Consider the following 14,902-nt stretch of genomic DNA (forward strand, 5'->3'; position numbering starts at 1 on the left):
GGCGCTAGCCTCTCCCTTTGGGAGAAGGGGAGACGCCAAAAGTGATAGCGCAGCGTTACCGAGTCAGACGCTCCTACGTCGCTAACGCTTCGCTATCGAGCGTCACAAGCGTCACAGCCCGCACTTCGACCCTTCTCTACCTTGGGCTGCGCCTTAAGCGAAGCTATGCCGCAGGCTTTACGGCAGGCTCAGGGCATCGCAAGCTCAGTGACTCCCGCAGCCATTGCAGCGTCTTAGGCAACCACCTAATCCCTAGTTATGGCAGCATTGGAAGTTTAAAATAGGTGATGTATATGCTGTAAATCAAGTCATCTTGGTAGTAACATTTTTATACTGTTCTTTTATCAACCGCATCATTGGTTTTTCAATTTTAAATGTAATTATAGCCGCTAATAATATAGATATTGTTAAAGCAATACATATACTAATATTAGGATTAATTCCAAACTTGTATAATTTGTTTATTATGACATAACCAACATTTTGATGAATCAAATACAAACTATAAGATATAGTTCCCATAAACAACAGAGGTTTTTGAATAATAAAACTCATTTTGTTATCTATTATCAGATGCAATAATCCAGTAAAACAAATGATTAACAAAGTTTCAGTCCAATAATGTTGAAGTTGATAAATGAATATACAAGCAGTAATAATACAATATTCTTTGAGCGATAATCCTTTTTTGTATTGTTTATAAAACATCATACCTATGATAAATAAGTTAGCAAATATTATTGAATTACTCTTTATAAAAAATAAAAGTCCAATTCTGTATTCAATAAATATGTTAGCTTGCTTCTCTAATATAATAGTTAATGCCATTAGTATGAGCCAGATTATTGAAATCTGATTAATATACTTTAATAGTCTGGTTTGATAGAGAATAAACATAATAATATAGAAACATAATTCAAGTCCCAGAGTCCAGTAAACTCCATCAACATTACTAACATTGAAAAATACTTGAAACATCGAGAGATTGATTATGGCAACATCCCAACTAATTGTATAGTTAGGTAATCCAGTTATATTAACAATAGCGTAAGTCAAAATCAGACAAGTCCAATAAGCTGGATAAAGCCGTGAAAAACGCCCAATGATAAATTCAGAGCCACTTGTAATTTTCTCTAGGCTCATAAAAATTACAAAGCCACTAATTATAAAGAATAGTTCAACACCATAATACCCTTGAGGGAAATAGATTAATACATCATTTGAATGGCCAAACTTCTGACTGTAGCGAGTTGTGTAATGAAATAAGACAACACTTATAGCTGCAACTCCTCTAAGAACATCAATTTCTAAAAGTCTCTTCTTTGTATTCATTAAAAAAGCCAGGTAGTATACTTTTTTAAGCAGAAATGTGAAATGTTAGATGGAGAGCCAAAATTTTACATGACGAGTTCCAAGTAGAGCATCTCGCCTGTGGGGTGCAATGACTGTGGGAATCATAACTAACTATGTGGACATCATATTACGCATTGACAATAAATACTAAATATAGAAAAGTTTAAAACTACATCTTTCGTAGACGCACAACATTGCCGTGCCCATAGGGCATGGTCTATTTACTATCAAAGGATAATTAAGAAAAACCTGAAATAACCTATTTTCGCTAATGCACATCACGATGAATTTGTACAATGCGTAAGTCTGACAAAAATTCTTCTACACTTTCTCCTTTGCTGCTGGCACTATGCCAAACTTACTTAAACCGGCATCGATTTCTCTAAGTACTTTAAAATCTTCCTGTGGTAAAGGATAGTTGCTACTGCTGAACAAACCCCTACTGACAGCAGGCTGCTTTTCAAGAAAACAGAAAGCTTGGCGAAACTGATGCGGCTCGGCTTTAATCGGTGAATCAAAGTGGCAGGGAATAATCCACTCAAAGTCCCAACTAGCAACTTTATCAGCCCAGTCGATGGTTTCTTTGGGTGCGCGGTTGAGAATCAGCTTCTGTAAAATTGGTGCGACAAACAAACGCCCATCACCTCGCAGGGCATCAAACGATCGCTGCCAATCTGACTGCCATTTAAAGGGATACAATCCAAAATAAGCTTTCTTTGAGCGTTCTGGGGCTTTCAAGGCATCTTGCAATACCTGACTCCATTGGCGTATATCTAGTGTGCTTGGTTGAAAGTACAAAGCAAACAACGAGATGCGCTGCCAACCCTTATGGCGATTTACTTCAATGTCTGCAACAATATCAGAAGCATGATCCTTGGCATGGAATAGCAAGGGATATGGATCTAAAAGAACGATCGCAGGTGGATCTTCTGGGATAGAAAGCACAGAATCTGTTACTAAAAGAGTATGCGATCGCTTGTGGAAAAAAGCAACTTCTGCAAACCGACCAGGCCCAAGGTGGATGGGGCCCAGCATCGCATAATCAAACTCATCAGCAAAGGGTGTTTTACTACTATCTTCTGGGAGTACTTGAGTTCGTTTTGAGGGTAAGCCAAGCCAGCTAAGGGGGAGATTTAGCGGGAAACTCCACTGATGGGGAGCCACAAACACTTGTGCAGTCGGAAAGTATTTAGCGAAGGGGCCAACGAAGACTTTGTGTTCTATAGCAGAGATAGTTGGCAGGATGATGTACTTAATATTGCCATGTTCTGTCACCAACTCATTCACAAGCCGGATGCACTCTGGAGTTGGTGCAACAGGCGCGTAGACGAGAAGACCTCCAGCTTCGAGCTTAATTACAGTCATGCGAATCGGTACAACAACGTAGAAAATGCCTTGAATCTGGTCAAAATTCCAGATTGTGTCCTTGACGACTTCTTTACGAATTGTCTGCCGCCTACCATATGGGTAAAGTGGCACGACAGGCCATAATCCCCAAGAAAAATCCCTTGGATGAATCTGTTGTGTATTGACTATGCGTTGATCATCACCCACTCTGCAACCCCCTCCAAATTCCCGATGTTCAAATTGTTTTTATTTCTCTCCCTGAAGTTGGAGTTTAGCAAATTGTTGAGATAATAACCTAGCTTTTAACAAAACTGATAATATATGCCCTTTGGGTGTATATCTGTCCACCCCTTTAACTTGAAACCTATTTTAGCTATTGATTTAGGACAGAAATAATTAATTATTGAGAGAAGGCAGAAGAGGAAAGGCTAAAATCTAAGTAAGAGTGCGATCGCATTAATACCCAGATGACTAATTTGGTAAAACTTGAATGGAATAGATACGCATAATGGATAGCCTCCTTTTAGAACGCCCAAACCAAGCGAACATCGGCTACGAAAAGCCTTTGGACATTAATCTTGACTTTTTAGCAGGCTCCTACAAAAGCAAAACAGTGCTGGCGAACTTAGAAGTTAGTGATATAGATATAGTTGCTAACTTAGACAAAGTACTGGAAATTAAACCAGATTTGTACGAAGCCTGGTATAACCGGAGTATTGCGCTGGTGAATTTAGGCAGCTTAAAAGAGGCGCTCGCTAACTTGGACAAAGCTCTAGCAATTAAACCAGATTTATATGAAGCCTGGTTCAACCGGGGGATTATAGTGGGATGTTTGGAACAGTCGCAAGAGGCACTTGCCAGTTTCGACAAAGCCTTGGAGATTAGACCCAACAAATACGAAGCATGGTTTAACCGAGGGATTACGCTGTATGACTTAGGACGCCTAGAAGATGCTATTGCCAGTTTCAACAAAGCCATTCAATTTAAATATAACGATTACTGGAGTTGGTACAATTTGGGCATTGTACTTTATGACTTGGGGCACTTTGAAGAAGCAACCAATAGTTTTGACAAAATTATAAAATTTAACCCCATTATCTCCAAAGGCTGGTATTGTCGAGGTATTGCACTTGGGCAATTAAAACGCTTGCAAGAAGCAATCATTAGCTTTGATAAAGCCTTAGAATTAAAACCGGATTGGTACGAAGCTTGGAAGTATCGAGCGATCACACTGAGAAAGTTAGAACGCTTTCCCGAAGCAATTGCTAGTTTTAATAAAGCCCTTAAAATTAAGTCTGATGACTACGGGGATTGGAATAACCAAGGCTACATGTTATTGAAGCTGAGACACTTTGAAGAAGCTATTAGTAGCTTTGATAAAGCTTTGGAATTAAAACCGGATTATGCAGATGCTTTTTACAATAAGGCATGTTGTTATGCGTTGCAGGGAGATATTGAACTAGCAATTGATAATTTGCAAAAAGTTATAAATCTGAGTCATGACCAATACTTAATAATGGCAAAAAATGACTCAGATTTTGACATTATTAGAGAAAATGAGCAGTTTCATGCTTTGATTCAGACAGAAAATGATTGGGCAGATGAAGAAGAAATAGATGAACAAGAATGGCTGAAAGCAGCAGTGAGTAATCCAGTCTTTGATTTTTTAAAAGACCCTGAAGAAGATATTTACACCTTAGCCGATGGAAAGCCATTCAATGACTAAGGGTAAAATTGTCCTCGTACCTTTCCCATTCGATGATTTATCAGCTATTAAATTGCGTCCAGCCATTTGCTTGACTAATCCAGTGGGATCTTACAAACATGTTATCCTTGCTTTCATCACCAGTAAGATTCCATCTGATTTGATGGAAACGGACATTATATTGGATACCAATCATCCTGATTTTGCTGCCAGTGGATTAAATAAACCATCGACTATTAGGCTGGATCATTTGATGACAGTTAGTAAATCGGTGATTCAGCGTGAACTGGGTACATTGTCATCGGATACGCAAGATTTGATTGCTAAAATTCTGTGCAAGTTATTCACATAGCGGTTCTCTCTTTGATGCAACACGCCTTAGGGAATATTGCTGTACCCCTACCAATAGTACACCAATTTGTTCAAGTCTTTTAATCCGCCTATGGGACTTGCTCCTGTATTGCACGCAACTAAAAACAAAACAGCGATGACTCACTATATTTTAAAAGCTACCAAGGAAACCGTGCATCTAGGTGGTTTCTCCCATCTGCTAGAACCAGCACTTACTATTGATTCTGGTGATACAGTTGACGTAGAAACTTATACTGGTTACTACGTTTACGACAAAGCACCACCAGAGTTTGTCACACCAGAATTTCTCGACATCTGCCAAAATTTTCTACCAGAACGCAAAATTGCTGGGGGGCCGCATTTACTCACAGGGCCTATTTACGTGCGCGATGCCGAACCAGGGGATATTTTAGAAGTACAATTAGATGCGATCGCACCTAGTTTACCTGTCGGCTTCAATGCCATTCGTACAGGTTGGGGAGCTTTACCACATCAGTTTCCTCAACCTGCTTTGAGATTCATTCCTCTAGATTTAGCAAACAATATCGCTGAATTTCCGGCGGGTGCTGGCATAAAAATTCCCCTCAAACCGTTTTTTGGAATTCTTGGTGTCGCTACTCCAGAAACCTCTCGAACTTCCGTCCCACCAGGTTCTTACGGTGGTAATATCGACAACCGCGAACTGCAAGCTGGTTCTCGTTTATTTTTGCCGATTTTCGTACCAGGTGGATTATTTTCTATTGGTGATGGGCATTCTGCACAGGGAGACGGCGAAGTAAATGTCACCGCCATTGAAACTTCGATGAACGGTAGAATCACTCTCAAACTTCGGAAGGATTTACAACTAACAACACCAATTGCCGAAACTCCAACTCATATCATCACAATGGGCTTTGCTCAAACCTTAGATGAAGCCTTAGAACTGGCTTTAAAAAATATGATTGATTTTCTGGAACGCTTTGCAAATTTGTCGCCAGAAGATGCTTATGTATTGTGTAGTTTAGCTGTAAATTTTCATATCACTCAAGTTGTCAACAGTCCCCAAAAAGGTGTGCATGGAATGCTACCAAAATCAATATTGTCCAAGAATATTAATTTATAATTTGCCATCTAGAGACCATTTTTTATGTCTAATATCTTTATCCAACTGCTGTTAATCGGTTTAGTTTCTGGCGTTGCTGGCGGGATGTTTGGTATTGGTGGCGGCGCAATTATGATTCCGGCAATGGTGTTAGTAATTGGTTTGGATCAGAAGTTAGCTACAGGAACTTCTGTGGCTGCTCAAATTTTGCCAATTGGCATTTTAGCAGCCTTAGTTTACCACCACAACGGTAATCTTAATATCAAATATGCCCTGATTATTGCAGTTGGTTTAATTGTGGGTAACTTCTTCGGGGCATTGTTTGCAAATCAGCCGTTTATTAGCACCGAGTTAATGAAAAAGCTGTATGGTATCTTCGTGTTAATCATAGGTATTCGTTATTTACTATCAAGTTAAAGAGTTTAATTAAGCTTCAGCAATATCTTTGTTAAGCCATCGCCTAGCTTTTCAATATATTGCTGCTGTTTAGGATCTTTTAACGTGTCATCAGCATTAAAGGCTTCATAAGCTTTGGGTACGGCTACCTGATCAGGAAGTACCAAAACTTTCATGTTTCCCAAGATAGAGCGCAGGTGAACCAACCCCCGCAAACCACCAAGAGCGCCTGGGGAAGCGCTCATAATGCTAGCAACTTTACCTGCAAAAGCAGTCAAAGCCAAAGGCGCTTCATTTGGATATGGACGGGATGCCCAGTCAATGGCGTTCTTCAAAACTGCTGTGAGGGAACTGTTATATTCCGGCGAAGCAATCAGCAATCCTTGATGAGAAATCATCAAGTCCTTAAAAGTGCGGGCGTTAGCTGGTAGTCCTTCTTGAGCTTCCAAATTTTCATCATAAAGAGGTAGTTGCAAATCGCGGAGGTCTATATAAGTCACTTCTGCGCCTGCTGCCTTCGCGCCAGCCGCCGCGATTTTTACCAATTTTTTGTTGTAAGAATCAATCCGGGTGCTGCCAGCAAAGGCGAGGATTTTGGGTGTAGATGCCATAGTTCTAGGTTGAATGGGAAGGATTAACCTGTTCAGCTGCATTATCCTGTTTTCAGGCGATCGCTATTTGCTACCTTTAGATTTTCTTTACAAACTTTTTCTAAGTTAGATTTTACAGTAATCATAGTAAAGACTGAAAACCCTGCTTTTAGAGTTTAAATATGAACGCTCACAAGATAGAAGTCGTTTTAACTCAAGAGAAACTCTGATGCTGCGGGGTTTACCCTTTCATGCCGGCGATGCTGTGGAAGTGATTATTCTGGAAACTAAAACTCCACAGCACCAAGCAGCACCGAAACCCCAATTAAACCGCGTCCACCTTGAAAACTGTAGTTCTTTCCGTTTGAACAGAAAAAACCCTCATCCCCCACCCTTGTCCCAATATTGGGAGAAGGGGAGCCAAAAATAAGTCCCTCTCCCTACTTGGGCTTGGGTGTACACACAAGTATGACCCAATACGGTTCAGTTAAGCATTTTTTCCTTCTCTCTGTGTCCTCTGCGCCTCCGCGGTTCGTTAAAAAAATTGACTTTGACAAAAAGTTTTAACCTTAACTGAACCGTATTGAAGTATGACCAGCATAGATTTCAACTCTTCTAGTTGTTTCGTAGAGTGCGTTATGGAGACGCCAAAATAACAAATGGGTTCGCCGAAATAACAAATGAGTACGCCGAAATAACAAATAAGTACGCCGAAATAACAAATGAGTTCGCCAAAATAACAAATGGGTTCGCCAAAATAACAAATGAGTTCGCCAAAATAACAAATGAGTTCGCCAAAATAACAAATGGGTTCGCCGAAATAACAAATGGGTTCGCCGAAATAACAAATGGGTTCGCCGAAATAACAAATGCGTTGGCTAGCAAGAACCGCAGGCATCGCCATGATTGCAACAATTTAGCTTTGTCACGCCAACGTAACGCACCCTTCTCAAGACAGGAGACGCTCTTGCGTTCGGGTGACGCTCCTAACGTCGCTAATGCTACGCTAACAGCAGCGCTGTTTCACCGCAAATCTTTGGTGGATGAAGTTTTTCCGACTTGTGTGTACACCCTAGCCCTACTTGGGAGAGGGATTTAGGGTGAGGGCAAAAACTACAGTTCTCAACAACTTAGATACAACTGGAGTTTAGACTATATACTCTACTTATTGACATGATGCGGCCGCCCTGCCGTGCAAGCAAGACCGATTACGTAGTTTTGAATCGTTGTTTTAAAGTCAGGATCGCCTTCTGCTGGTTTTGCAGACAGCGCCAGTTTGACCGGATGGTTGTAGCGTCCCCGCCGAAACAGGTTACCGATATCTCGACGAAACAGTTCCGCAACCGGTACTTGTCCCGTCACAGTCTTCGGATCTCCATTTGTCAAAGTTGTAATTTCAAGGTCAGAAAAATCCTTAAAATTAACGTAATCTTTCCAAATGCTGGTCGCCGCCAGAGTATCCCAGAAGAATAATGTGTCGTACACATAAAATCCTGGAGTGGGTTGATTAGAAAGCTGAAGATTCTTCATGAACTGAGCCGGAGGTGTGGCACATCGGGGATTGCTTTGCAGGCGGTCAGCAAACCCAGTCAGCCTGGCCTCATCAGTTGCATTTAATGGAACAATGTATGCCGGGATGCCGGAATTTAAGATTTTATTGATAGCAACGGCATCAATCCAGAAGTTGGCCTCTGCATTATTGAGCGAGTTAAAAGCTTTCTTGTGCTGTCCGGTTTGAATGTTTTCAAAATTTGTACCGGGAAACGGCAGGTGATGCTCCCCAAAGATATGCGAGCCATCCTGAAAATAGATGTTCCCCAACGTCCAGGTTGGGTAAGGTTCGTTCAGACGATAATTTCCTTTTGCATCGAAATTATCGGCTTTGTTGGTATCCCACACACCACCGATAAATCGGGTTGAAATGACATTCTTTAACTGAGAAAGTTGCAGATATTGCGGACAACCGTACTTATTAGGTTTATTCTCAATTTTTTCGTAAGCTCTTGCCAGGTTCGTTGCTGGGCCAACGCTGAGAACTGTGAGCTGCTCGTGTTTTACGTAAGCTGCACACATCGAGTCGGCAAGAAAATCAGAAGCCTTTTTCTTACGGTCGATCAGGCTTAACTCTGGCAGATTATACTTGTTTAAAATATTTTGAGCTGTGGGAAGGACATATTTGAACGTTTCATCCCGAAATGGCCGATTAAACTCGTTCCAACAGACAACATCATTTTGAGAAAACTTAAACTCTTGGTGAAATAAACAAGGCTCAAACGCCTTTTTTCCACCGTAAGGAAGCTGAAAGCGAAAACTTGTAAACTTCGCGTTTGGCAGCGGTCTTCCATAGTCATCAGCTTGACTTGGAACAGAAATTACGGCAACGCTCTCGTCACAGCCAGAATAAATTTTTGCTTCATTATAGTGAGCGATGGCTAGGAGTTAGAGAGTTATCGTAATCCAAACGTAAATACTTGTCATTTGAAATGCCGTTTATAACCGAACTACCACTTTGAAGAAGTGTATTGGTGGAGTCGAAAATGGATAGCGATTGAGATTCCAAAAATTGAGTTGAAAATGGACTATACCCTGGACTAATTTCTGAGAAAGAAGCCGGAGCATTAGTTTTAGTTGTAAACGAACCTTCGGCTGAATATCCATTAGTAAAATTCGCGCTGAATGCGAAATCAGCAGCCTGAGCGGATGAAACTGCAAACACAAAGGGAATGGATGAACAAGTCACCATTGCAAGCAATACAGGAAATATTTGAAGTTTCATGAATAAACCTTGAATTATTGAATGAATAAACGCGATTTCGCAAAAATTCTCCCGAATACCTACTCTTTCGTTAAATCCAGGAGTCAGAATCTAGGGCTTTTGATCTCTGAATTTATCGTAGTATCGGTTATGAACCTTAACAAACTTAATTAGCAATCCTTAGATAAGTAGTGACGCAAGCTTCCTCTAATCGTTTGAAAAGTTAAAGTGACAGAACAAATGTGAAAAATTTGTAGGCTTAATACAAATATGTTCTTTTATCCTTACTATTGGCTTGGTAAGAACCACTAAAAAAAACTTACCATAATCACATAAATATTTTATATAAATTTTTGATAAAGAAGTCGAGCAATGTATTAATAAAAATTCCCAAAACCTTTATTTATTTTGTAATAACACAATACTTATATGTTAAAAACATGATTTTTGGGAATTAAAAAGTTTCAGTTACACAATAAAAGTGGCTAATTTCAATTCTAGGACTTACGCATCATACATATGTACTATACGGGATTTGGGCTTTTGAACCATATCTAACACCCAACACAGTCAATATGCGACCAAATCAGGGTTGTGTTCAGCGTCTGAAACGTTCATTTTGCATAATACATATTATGGTTAATTTGTACAGTGCGTAAGTCCTAAATTCTTATAAAGCATTTTTTCCAGGAACTGCTTGGCGCGATCGCACTGAGGATTTTGGAAAAACTCGTTAGGAGTAGCATCTTCTGCTAAACTCCCCTGATCGAGGAACATAATCCGATTGGCAACTTCTCTTGCAAAGCCCATTTCATGAGTAACGATCGCCATTGTCATTCCAGATAGCGCTAAAGCTTTCATTACTTCCAGCACATCTTTGACCATTTCTGGATCTAAGGCAGAGGTGGGTTCATCAAACAAAATCATCTCTGGTTCCATTGCCAATGCACGAGCGATCGCTACTCGCTGTTTCTGTCCCCCGGATAGTTTGGACGGATAGACAGACGCTTTTGGCTCTAAACCTACCTTAGCAAGCAATTCTAAGCCATGTTCTTCTGCTTTTTGCTTGTTTATTCCTTTCACCTTGATCGGTGCGTAGGTGACATTTTGCAGCACATTCATGTGAGGAAACAAATTAAAATGTTGAAATACCATCACCAAATGCTGGCGTACTTTAGCGATGTTTGCTTTAGGCTTGGTAATTTCTTGCTCGTGAAAGTAGATTCTTCCTCTGGTGGGTTGTTCTAGCAAGTTTATGCATCGTAAAAAGGTAGACTTACCTGAACCAGAAGGGCCTAATATAGCAACTACTTCCCCCTGGTAAAACTCAGTAGAAATATCTTTGAGTACGTCGAGTTTGCCAAAGGATTTAGATAAGAATTCCGTGCGAATTACTACATTACTCACTTTCCCGTAACCTCCTTTATAAAGCGGACGCACCCAAGGTCATACCCATTACCAAAACATAGTAGATTAATCCTGCAAATAGTAGCGGTTCAAAATAAATATACTTATTTGCACCAACAATTTGGGCGCTGCGTAATATTTCCACTACCCCAATTGTTGACACCAGCGCGGAATCTTTGAGCAGTCCGATAGTTTCATTTACCAATGCTGGAAGAATGTTCTTTAATGCTTGGGGCAAAATCACATCCCACATCATCAACCAATAGGGAACACCCATAGACATCGCCGCTTCACTTTGCCCTTTATCCACCGCCTGAATCCCACCCCTGATAGTTTCCGACATATAAGCACCAGAATTCAGGGTAAAAGTTAGCACCCCAGCCTGCAATGCTGAAATGTCATAGCCTGTAAGCTGGGGTGTTGCGTAGTAAACTAACGCCAACTGTAATAGCAAGGGTGTGCCTCGGAAAACAGAGGTGTAGGCATTAGCAACCCAGGTAAGCGGCTTGATGCCGAGAATTTTTAATAGAGACAGGATTGTTCCCCAGATTAACCCCAAGGATACAGATAATAGCGTAAACAACAAGGTTAAAGGGATTCCCCGCAGAATAAAGGGAATATCTGGAAGAATTCTGGTGAAGTCGAGATTTAATCCGCCTTTGGCAGGAGTTGAGGATGCAGGATTGGCGGTAGTATTCTGTGAAAACCACTTGGCTACAAGTTTATTTAATGTGCCATCGTCCTTCATTTGTTGAAGGACTTTGTTAAACGGTTGTACAAAAGAAGAACCTTTGGGAAAAGCGATCGCTGATCCACTTGCCTCCTCTGAGGGAATTATATTAAATTCTAAATCTGGGTTAGCTTGAGCGAATCCCTTGGCGACTGTATCCTCAACAATTGCTGCATCAATTCGCCCAGATTTGATTTCCTGAACTACTTCCGGCACTTTGTTGAGTTGCTTTAGCTGAATACCCGCAACTTTTTTCGCAATTTTCTGGGCATTCTGTTCTTGTATCGTTCCTAGTTGTACCCCAACCTTTTTTCCAGACAAATCTTGGGGCTGCTTTAGGTTGCTACCTTTAGGTGCGACAATCGTATCTTTAGCTTCGTAATAAATAATTGAAAAATCAATATTTTTCTGACGTTCTGGAGTTGGAGTCATTCCAGCCATAACAAAGTCAGCGCGATTTGCTTGGAGTGCAGGAATTAATCCATTAAAATCGGATTCCATTATTTGAAGTTTAAACCCTAGTTTTTCAGCAAGGGTCTTGGCAATATCTATATCAAAACCAACGATTTGGCGATCGCCTCCTTTCGTATCATAAAACTCATAAGGGGGATAATCTGGGGAAGTAATTATCGTCAGCGTGTCTTTGCCTAAAGATGAGGCAGCTTTTAGAGAATTACTATGTCCTGTAATGATGCTGATTCCTACTACTGCTACAACCAGTATCGTTAATGGCCATACTTTTTTTTTCTTCATGAACTTAAAAAATAACTTACAAAAATAGTAACTATAGTAATGAAAATTATTATATATAATGAGACACTTAAGATGGTATAAAATGTTTCTGTTTTTAGTCCTTCTGCTTTAATCCTAGAGCAAGATAAGCATTTGAGAGCTTACAATTAAATAATAAATACTTTTGTGTTTCTATTTCAATTAATAACTGCACTTCAATTTCACCCAAATAATTTTGAACGGATCGCGGCAGTCCCCAATCCTCAGGCAGAAGGTAAGAAAGCTTGTTTTATAAGCTTTTTAAACTTTTTCGACTGGATAGTTATTTACGCCCTTCTGTATTAGCAAATTCTTCATCCTCTCTAATAATTATAAATCTATGCCTTATAGTAAATTTACTCTTCAAAAAGCTGTAGAGGATTTCCAACTTACAATCGTTGAAGGAAGCCGCTTCCTGCCAGAAATTCCCTCGATTGCTCCTACTGCTTTGCTTCAGGATATTCTTAAAGAAACGATTCCCTGGGCGATCGCGGTGAGTAGCGAGAAAGCCCGTTCTGAGGGGATCATTAATCCTGTGTTACTGGAAGTCAAACGCCAACTCAAAGGACAGATTAGCGTTTTCTCTGGCGAGGAATTCAATGTAGAACCGGAGGCTGAACTGACTGGCTATGTTGACTTTCTCATTAGTCGTTCCCCAGAGCAGCTATTTATCAAAGCCCCCGCGGTTATCCTGGTGGAAGCTAAAAAGGAAGACTTGAAACCAGCACTAGGGCAATGCCTCGCCGAAATGGTTGCAGCTCAACGTTTTAACCAACAAAAGCAACAGCCGATCTCGACGATTTACGGAACGGTAAGTAGTGGCACGGTTTGGCGGTTTCTGAAGTTAGAAGAGCAATGTGTAACCATTGACCTTACAGATTACCCGCTCCCTCCGGTTGAGCAAATCTTGGGTTTTCTCGTTTGGATGGCGCAGGAGATCTGATGAGTAGGAAAACTGCATTATCCTGTTTTCAGCGATCGCTATTTGCTACCTTTAGATTTTCTTTAGAAACTTTCTCTAAGTTACATTTGGACTTAATTACAAAATTACGAGTCTGACGAATTAGGAATCAGCATTCTTTCTTTTTGGGAAGTAGCTAAAATCGCTACAGGAAGAAGCTTGGTTGAGATAAATTTTGGAGAGGATGCAGAGGGGAGGAAGGGTTTATACTTAGTATTAAATTATGTATTATAATAAAATACAAATATAATTAAAAGCCGGAATGTTACATATGACAGAGATTATCCCTGTAAAGCCTACAACAATTCAACTGCCATCACTCCCACAAACTATACTACCAGCTATCAATCAATTTACAGTGGCTTTGGGAATTCCAAGAGAAGTATTAGCAAGCGATGAAGATATTGAATATGCTTGGATAAATTTACCTAGAGAATTGCGTAGCATTCCTAGTAACCATTTACGCGGTGAGCTAATTACTAGAATGTGCTTAACGCTGGCATAAATAGCATCAATATAAGGTGTGGGAATTTGAGTGAGTTTTCCCAATTCTGCCACCGCGCCAACAATAGCGTCTATTTCCGTTGTGCGTCCGGCTTCAATATCTTGTAGCATCGAAGTTTTGTGGGCACCAACATTTTCTGCGCCATTAATTCGTTGTTCCAAAGTGATGCCAAACTTTATACCCAAATTTTCAGCGATCGCTTGAGTTTCGGTTATCATTTGCCGCGCTAGTTCACGGGTGAGGGGATAACGGCAAATATCCTCTAAAGTAGCACCAGTAAGGGCACTGATCGGATTAAACGCGACATTACCCCACAATTTGATCCAAATCTCCGTGCGAATCTGATTGCGGATTGGTGCTTTGAATCCTGCCTGTTTTAAAGTCTGTGCTAATAATTGGATGCGTTCTGTTTTAGTACCGTCGATTTCACCGAGAGTAAAGCGATCGCCTTCAATATGTTTAATCACACCTGGTTCAATTATCTCAGTTGCCGGGTAAACAACACAACCGATGGCGCGTTCAGCACCGATACTAGCTTCAATAATCCCATCTGGATCAACAGATTGAATGCGTGTACCTTCATACTCACCGCCATACTTGCGAAAGTACCACCAAGGAACGCCATTTTGGGCTGTTACCACAATTGTATGAGGATTGTAGAGTGTAGAGAGAGAGGGTGCGATCGCAGGCACACTGTGAGCCTTAACAGTTAAAATTACTACATCTTGTGCCCCCGCTGACTGGATATCGCTAGTTGCCATTGGAGTAGCAATTTGGCTGGAACCATCTGCCATGAGCAACTTCAGCCCATTTTTTTGAATTGCTTCCAAATGAGAACCACGAGCGATCAGCGTCACTGCTTCACCTGCCAGTGCCAGTTTTGCCCCTAAATATCCACCAATCGCACCCGCGCCAACAATACAGATTTTCATTTTGTTTAGGGATAGTTA

15 protein-coding genes and 1 pseudogene are annotated in these 14,902 nt (G+C 40.6%); 8 read left to right on the top strand and 8 right to left on the bottom strand.

Annotated features, from left to right (window positions below):
* Positions 1-41: 41 nt before the first annotated feature.
* Complete coding sequence (locus tag V7K85_RS22105) at positions 42-284, top strand: hypothetical protein (protein WP_334816580.1); 243 nt, start codon at positions 42-44, stop codon at positions 282-284.
* A 19-nt stretch (positions 285-303) separates the two neighbouring features.
* On the opposite strand, the gene V7K85_RS22110 is transcribed toward V7K85_RS22105, so the two are convergent.
* Positions 304-1,332, bottom strand: a complete 1,029-nt coding sequence (locus V7K85_RS22110; protein ID WP_334816581.1) for an acyltransferase family protein — start codon at positions 1,330-1,332, stop codon at positions 304-306.
* A 342-nt stretch (positions 1,333-1,674) separates the two neighbouring features.
* Positions 1,675-2,907: a DUF4336 domain-containing protein gene (locus V7K85_RS22115; RefSeq protein ID WP_334816582.1), complete on the bottom strand. Its 1,233-nt coding sequence runs from the start codon at positions 2,905-2,907 to the stop codon at positions 1,675-1,677.
* 301 nt (positions 2,908-3,208) lie between these two features.
* On the opposite strand from V7K85_RS22115, the gene V7K85_RS22120 reads away from it, so the two are divergent.
* The 4 genes from V7K85_RS22120 (at position 3,209) to V7K85_RS22135 (ending at position 6,254) form a co-directional block, all read left to right on the top strand.
* Positions 3,209-4,426: a tetratricopeptide repeat protein gene (locus V7K85_RS22120; protein WP_334816583.1), complete on the top strand. Its 1,218-nt coding sequence runs from the start codon at positions 3,209-3,211 to the stop codon at positions 4,424-4,426.
* Positions 4,419-4,757, top strand: a complete 339-nt coding sequence (locus V7K85_RS22125; RefSeq protein ID WP_334816584.1) for a type II toxin-antitoxin system PemK/MazF family toxin — start codon at positions 4,419-4,421, stop codon at positions 4,755-4,757. The genes V7K85_RS22120 and V7K85_RS22125 overlap by 8 nt, the downstream gene beginning before the upstream one ends.
* Positions 4,758-4,892: 135 nt before the next feature.
* A complete protein-coding gene (locus tag V7K85_RS22130) occupies positions 4,893-5,858 on the top strand; it encodes an acetamidase/formamidase family protein (protein WP_334816585.1) in 966 nt (321 codons plus the stop codon).
* 24 nt (positions 5,859-5,882) lie between these two features.
* The gene (locus tag V7K85_RS22135; RefSeq protein WP_334796077.1) at positions 5,883-6,254 is read left to right on the top strand and encodes a sulfite exporter TauE/SafE family protein; all 372 of its coding nucleotides are present in this window, start codon (positions 5,883-5,885) and stop codon (positions 6,252-6,254) included.
* 5 nt (positions 6,255-6,259) lie between these two features.
* Here V7K85_RS22135 and V7K85_RS22140 read toward each other — a convergent pair whose 3' ends face one another.
* Positions 6,260-6,844, bottom strand: coding sequence for an NADPH-dependent FMN reductase (locus V7K85_RS22140; RefSeq protein WP_334816586.1), 585 nt, complete (start codon positions 6,842-6,844; stop codon positions 6,260-6,262).
* 161 nt (positions 6,845-7,005) lie between these two features.
* On the opposite strand from V7K85_RS22140, the pseudogene V7K85_RS22145 reads away from it, so the two are divergent.
* Positions 7,006-7,253, top strand: a pseudogene (locus V7K85_RS22145) (hypothetical protein).
* A 189-nt stretch (positions 7,254-7,442) separates the two neighbouring features.
* Complete coding sequence (locus V7K85_RS22150; RefSeq protein WP_334816587.1) at positions 7,443-7,922, top strand: hypothetical protein; 480 nt, start codon at positions 7,443-7,445, stop codon at positions 7,920-7,922.
* Between the two features lie 62 nt (positions 7,923-7,984).
* On the opposite strand, the gene V7K85_RS22155 is transcribed toward V7K85_RS22150, so the two are convergent.
* From V7K85_RS22155 to V7K85_RS22170, 4 genes are all read right to left on the bottom strand, one after another.
* Positions 7,985-8,896, bottom strand: coding sequence for a hypothetical protein (locus V7K85_RS22155; RefSeq protein WP_334816588.1), 912 nt, complete (start codon positions 8,894-8,896; stop codon positions 7,985-7,987).
* A 343-nt stretch (positions 8,897-9,239) separates the two neighbouring features.
* Positions 9,240-9,599, bottom strand: coding sequence for a hypothetical protein (locus V7K85_RS22160; protein WP_334816589.1), 360 nt, complete (start codon positions 9,597-9,599; stop codon positions 9,240-9,242).
* Between the two features lie 618 nt (positions 9,600-10,217).
* Positions 10,218-10,985, bottom strand: a complete 768-nt coding sequence (locus V7K85_RS22165) for an amino acid ABC transporter ATP-binding protein (protein WP_334816590.1) — start codon at positions 10,983-10,985, stop codon at positions 10,218-10,220.
* 16 nt (positions 10,986-11,001) lie between these two features.
* Positions 11,002-12,468 (bottom strand): ABC transporter permease subunit, encoded by a 1,467-nt coding sequence (locus tag V7K85_RS22170; RefSeq protein WP_334816591.1) that lies wholly within the window; start codon positions 12,466-12,468, stop codon positions 11,002-11,004.
* Positions 12,469-12,826: 358 nt separating this feature from the next.
* On the opposite strand from V7K85_RS22170, the gene V7K85_RS22175 reads away from it, so the two are divergent.
* On the top strand, positions 12,827-13,429 hold the full coding sequence (locus tag V7K85_RS22175) for a hypothetical protein (protein WP_334796085.1): 603 nt from the start codon (positions 12,827-12,829) through the stop codon (positions 13,427-13,429).
* A 366-nt stretch (positions 13,430-13,795) separates the two neighbouring features.
* On the opposite strand, the gene V7K85_RS22180 is transcribed toward V7K85_RS22175, so the two are convergent.
* On the bottom strand, positions 13,796-14,884 hold the full coding sequence (locus V7K85_RS22180; RefSeq protein ID WP_334816592.1) for a 2-dehydropantoate 2-reductase: 1,089 nt from the start codon (positions 14,882-14,884) through the stop codon (positions 13,796-13,798).
* Positions 14,885-14,902: the final 18 nt, after the last annotated feature.

The organism is Nostoc sp. (assembly GCF_036917615.1).
GTDB lineage: Bacteria > Cyanobacteriota > Cyanobacteriia > Cyanobacteriales > Nostocaceae > Nostoc.

Excerpts from the sequence above, each read along its gene's own strand:
- V7K85_RS22110 (WP_334816581.1), bottom strand. The coding sequence starts at position 1,332 with ATGAATACAAAGAAGAGACTTTTAGAAATTGATGTTCTTAGAGGAGTT.
- V7K85_RS22120 (WP_334816583.1), top strand. The coding sequence starts at position 3,209 with ATGGATAGCCTCCTTTTAGAACGCCCAAACCAAGCGAACATCGGCTAC.
- V7K85_RS22170 (WP_334816591.1), bottom strand. The coding sequence starts at position 12,468 with ATGAAGAAAAAAAAAGTATGGCCATTAACGATACTGGTTGTAGCAGTA.
- V7K85_RS22175 (WP_334796085.1), top strand. The coding sequence starts at position 12,827 with ATGCCTTATAGTAAATTTACTCTTCAAAAAGCTGTAGAGGATTTCCAA.
- V7K85_RS22135 (WP_334796077.1), top strand. The coding sequence starts at position 5,883 with ATGTCTAATATCTTTATCCAACTGCTGTTAATCGGTTTAGTTTCTGGC.
- V7K85_RS22155 (WP_334816588.1), bottom strand. The coding sequence starts at position 8,896 with ATGTGTGCAGCTTACGTAAAACACGAGCAGCTCACAGTTCTCAGCGTT.
- V7K85_RS22140 (WP_334816586.1), bottom strand. The coding sequence starts at position 6,844 with ATGGCATCTACACCCAAAATCCTCGCCTTTGCTGGCAGCACCCGGATT.
- V7K85_RS22125 (WP_334816584.1), top strand. The coding sequence starts at position 4,419 with ATGACTAAGGGTAAAATTGTCCTCGTACCTTTCCCATTCGATGATTTA.
- V7K85_RS22160 (WP_334816589.1), bottom strand. The coding sequence starts at position 9,599 with ATGAAACTTCAAATATTTCCTGTATTGCTTGCAATGGTGACTTGTTCA.
- V7K85_RS22130 (WP_334816585.1), top strand. The coding sequence starts at position 4,893 with ATGACTCACTATATTTTAAAAGCTACCAAGGAAACCGTGCATCTAGGT.
- V7K85_RS22180 (WP_334816592.1), bottom strand. The coding sequence starts at position 14,884 with ATGAAAATCTGTATTGTTGGCGCGGGTGCGATTGGTGGATATTTAGGG.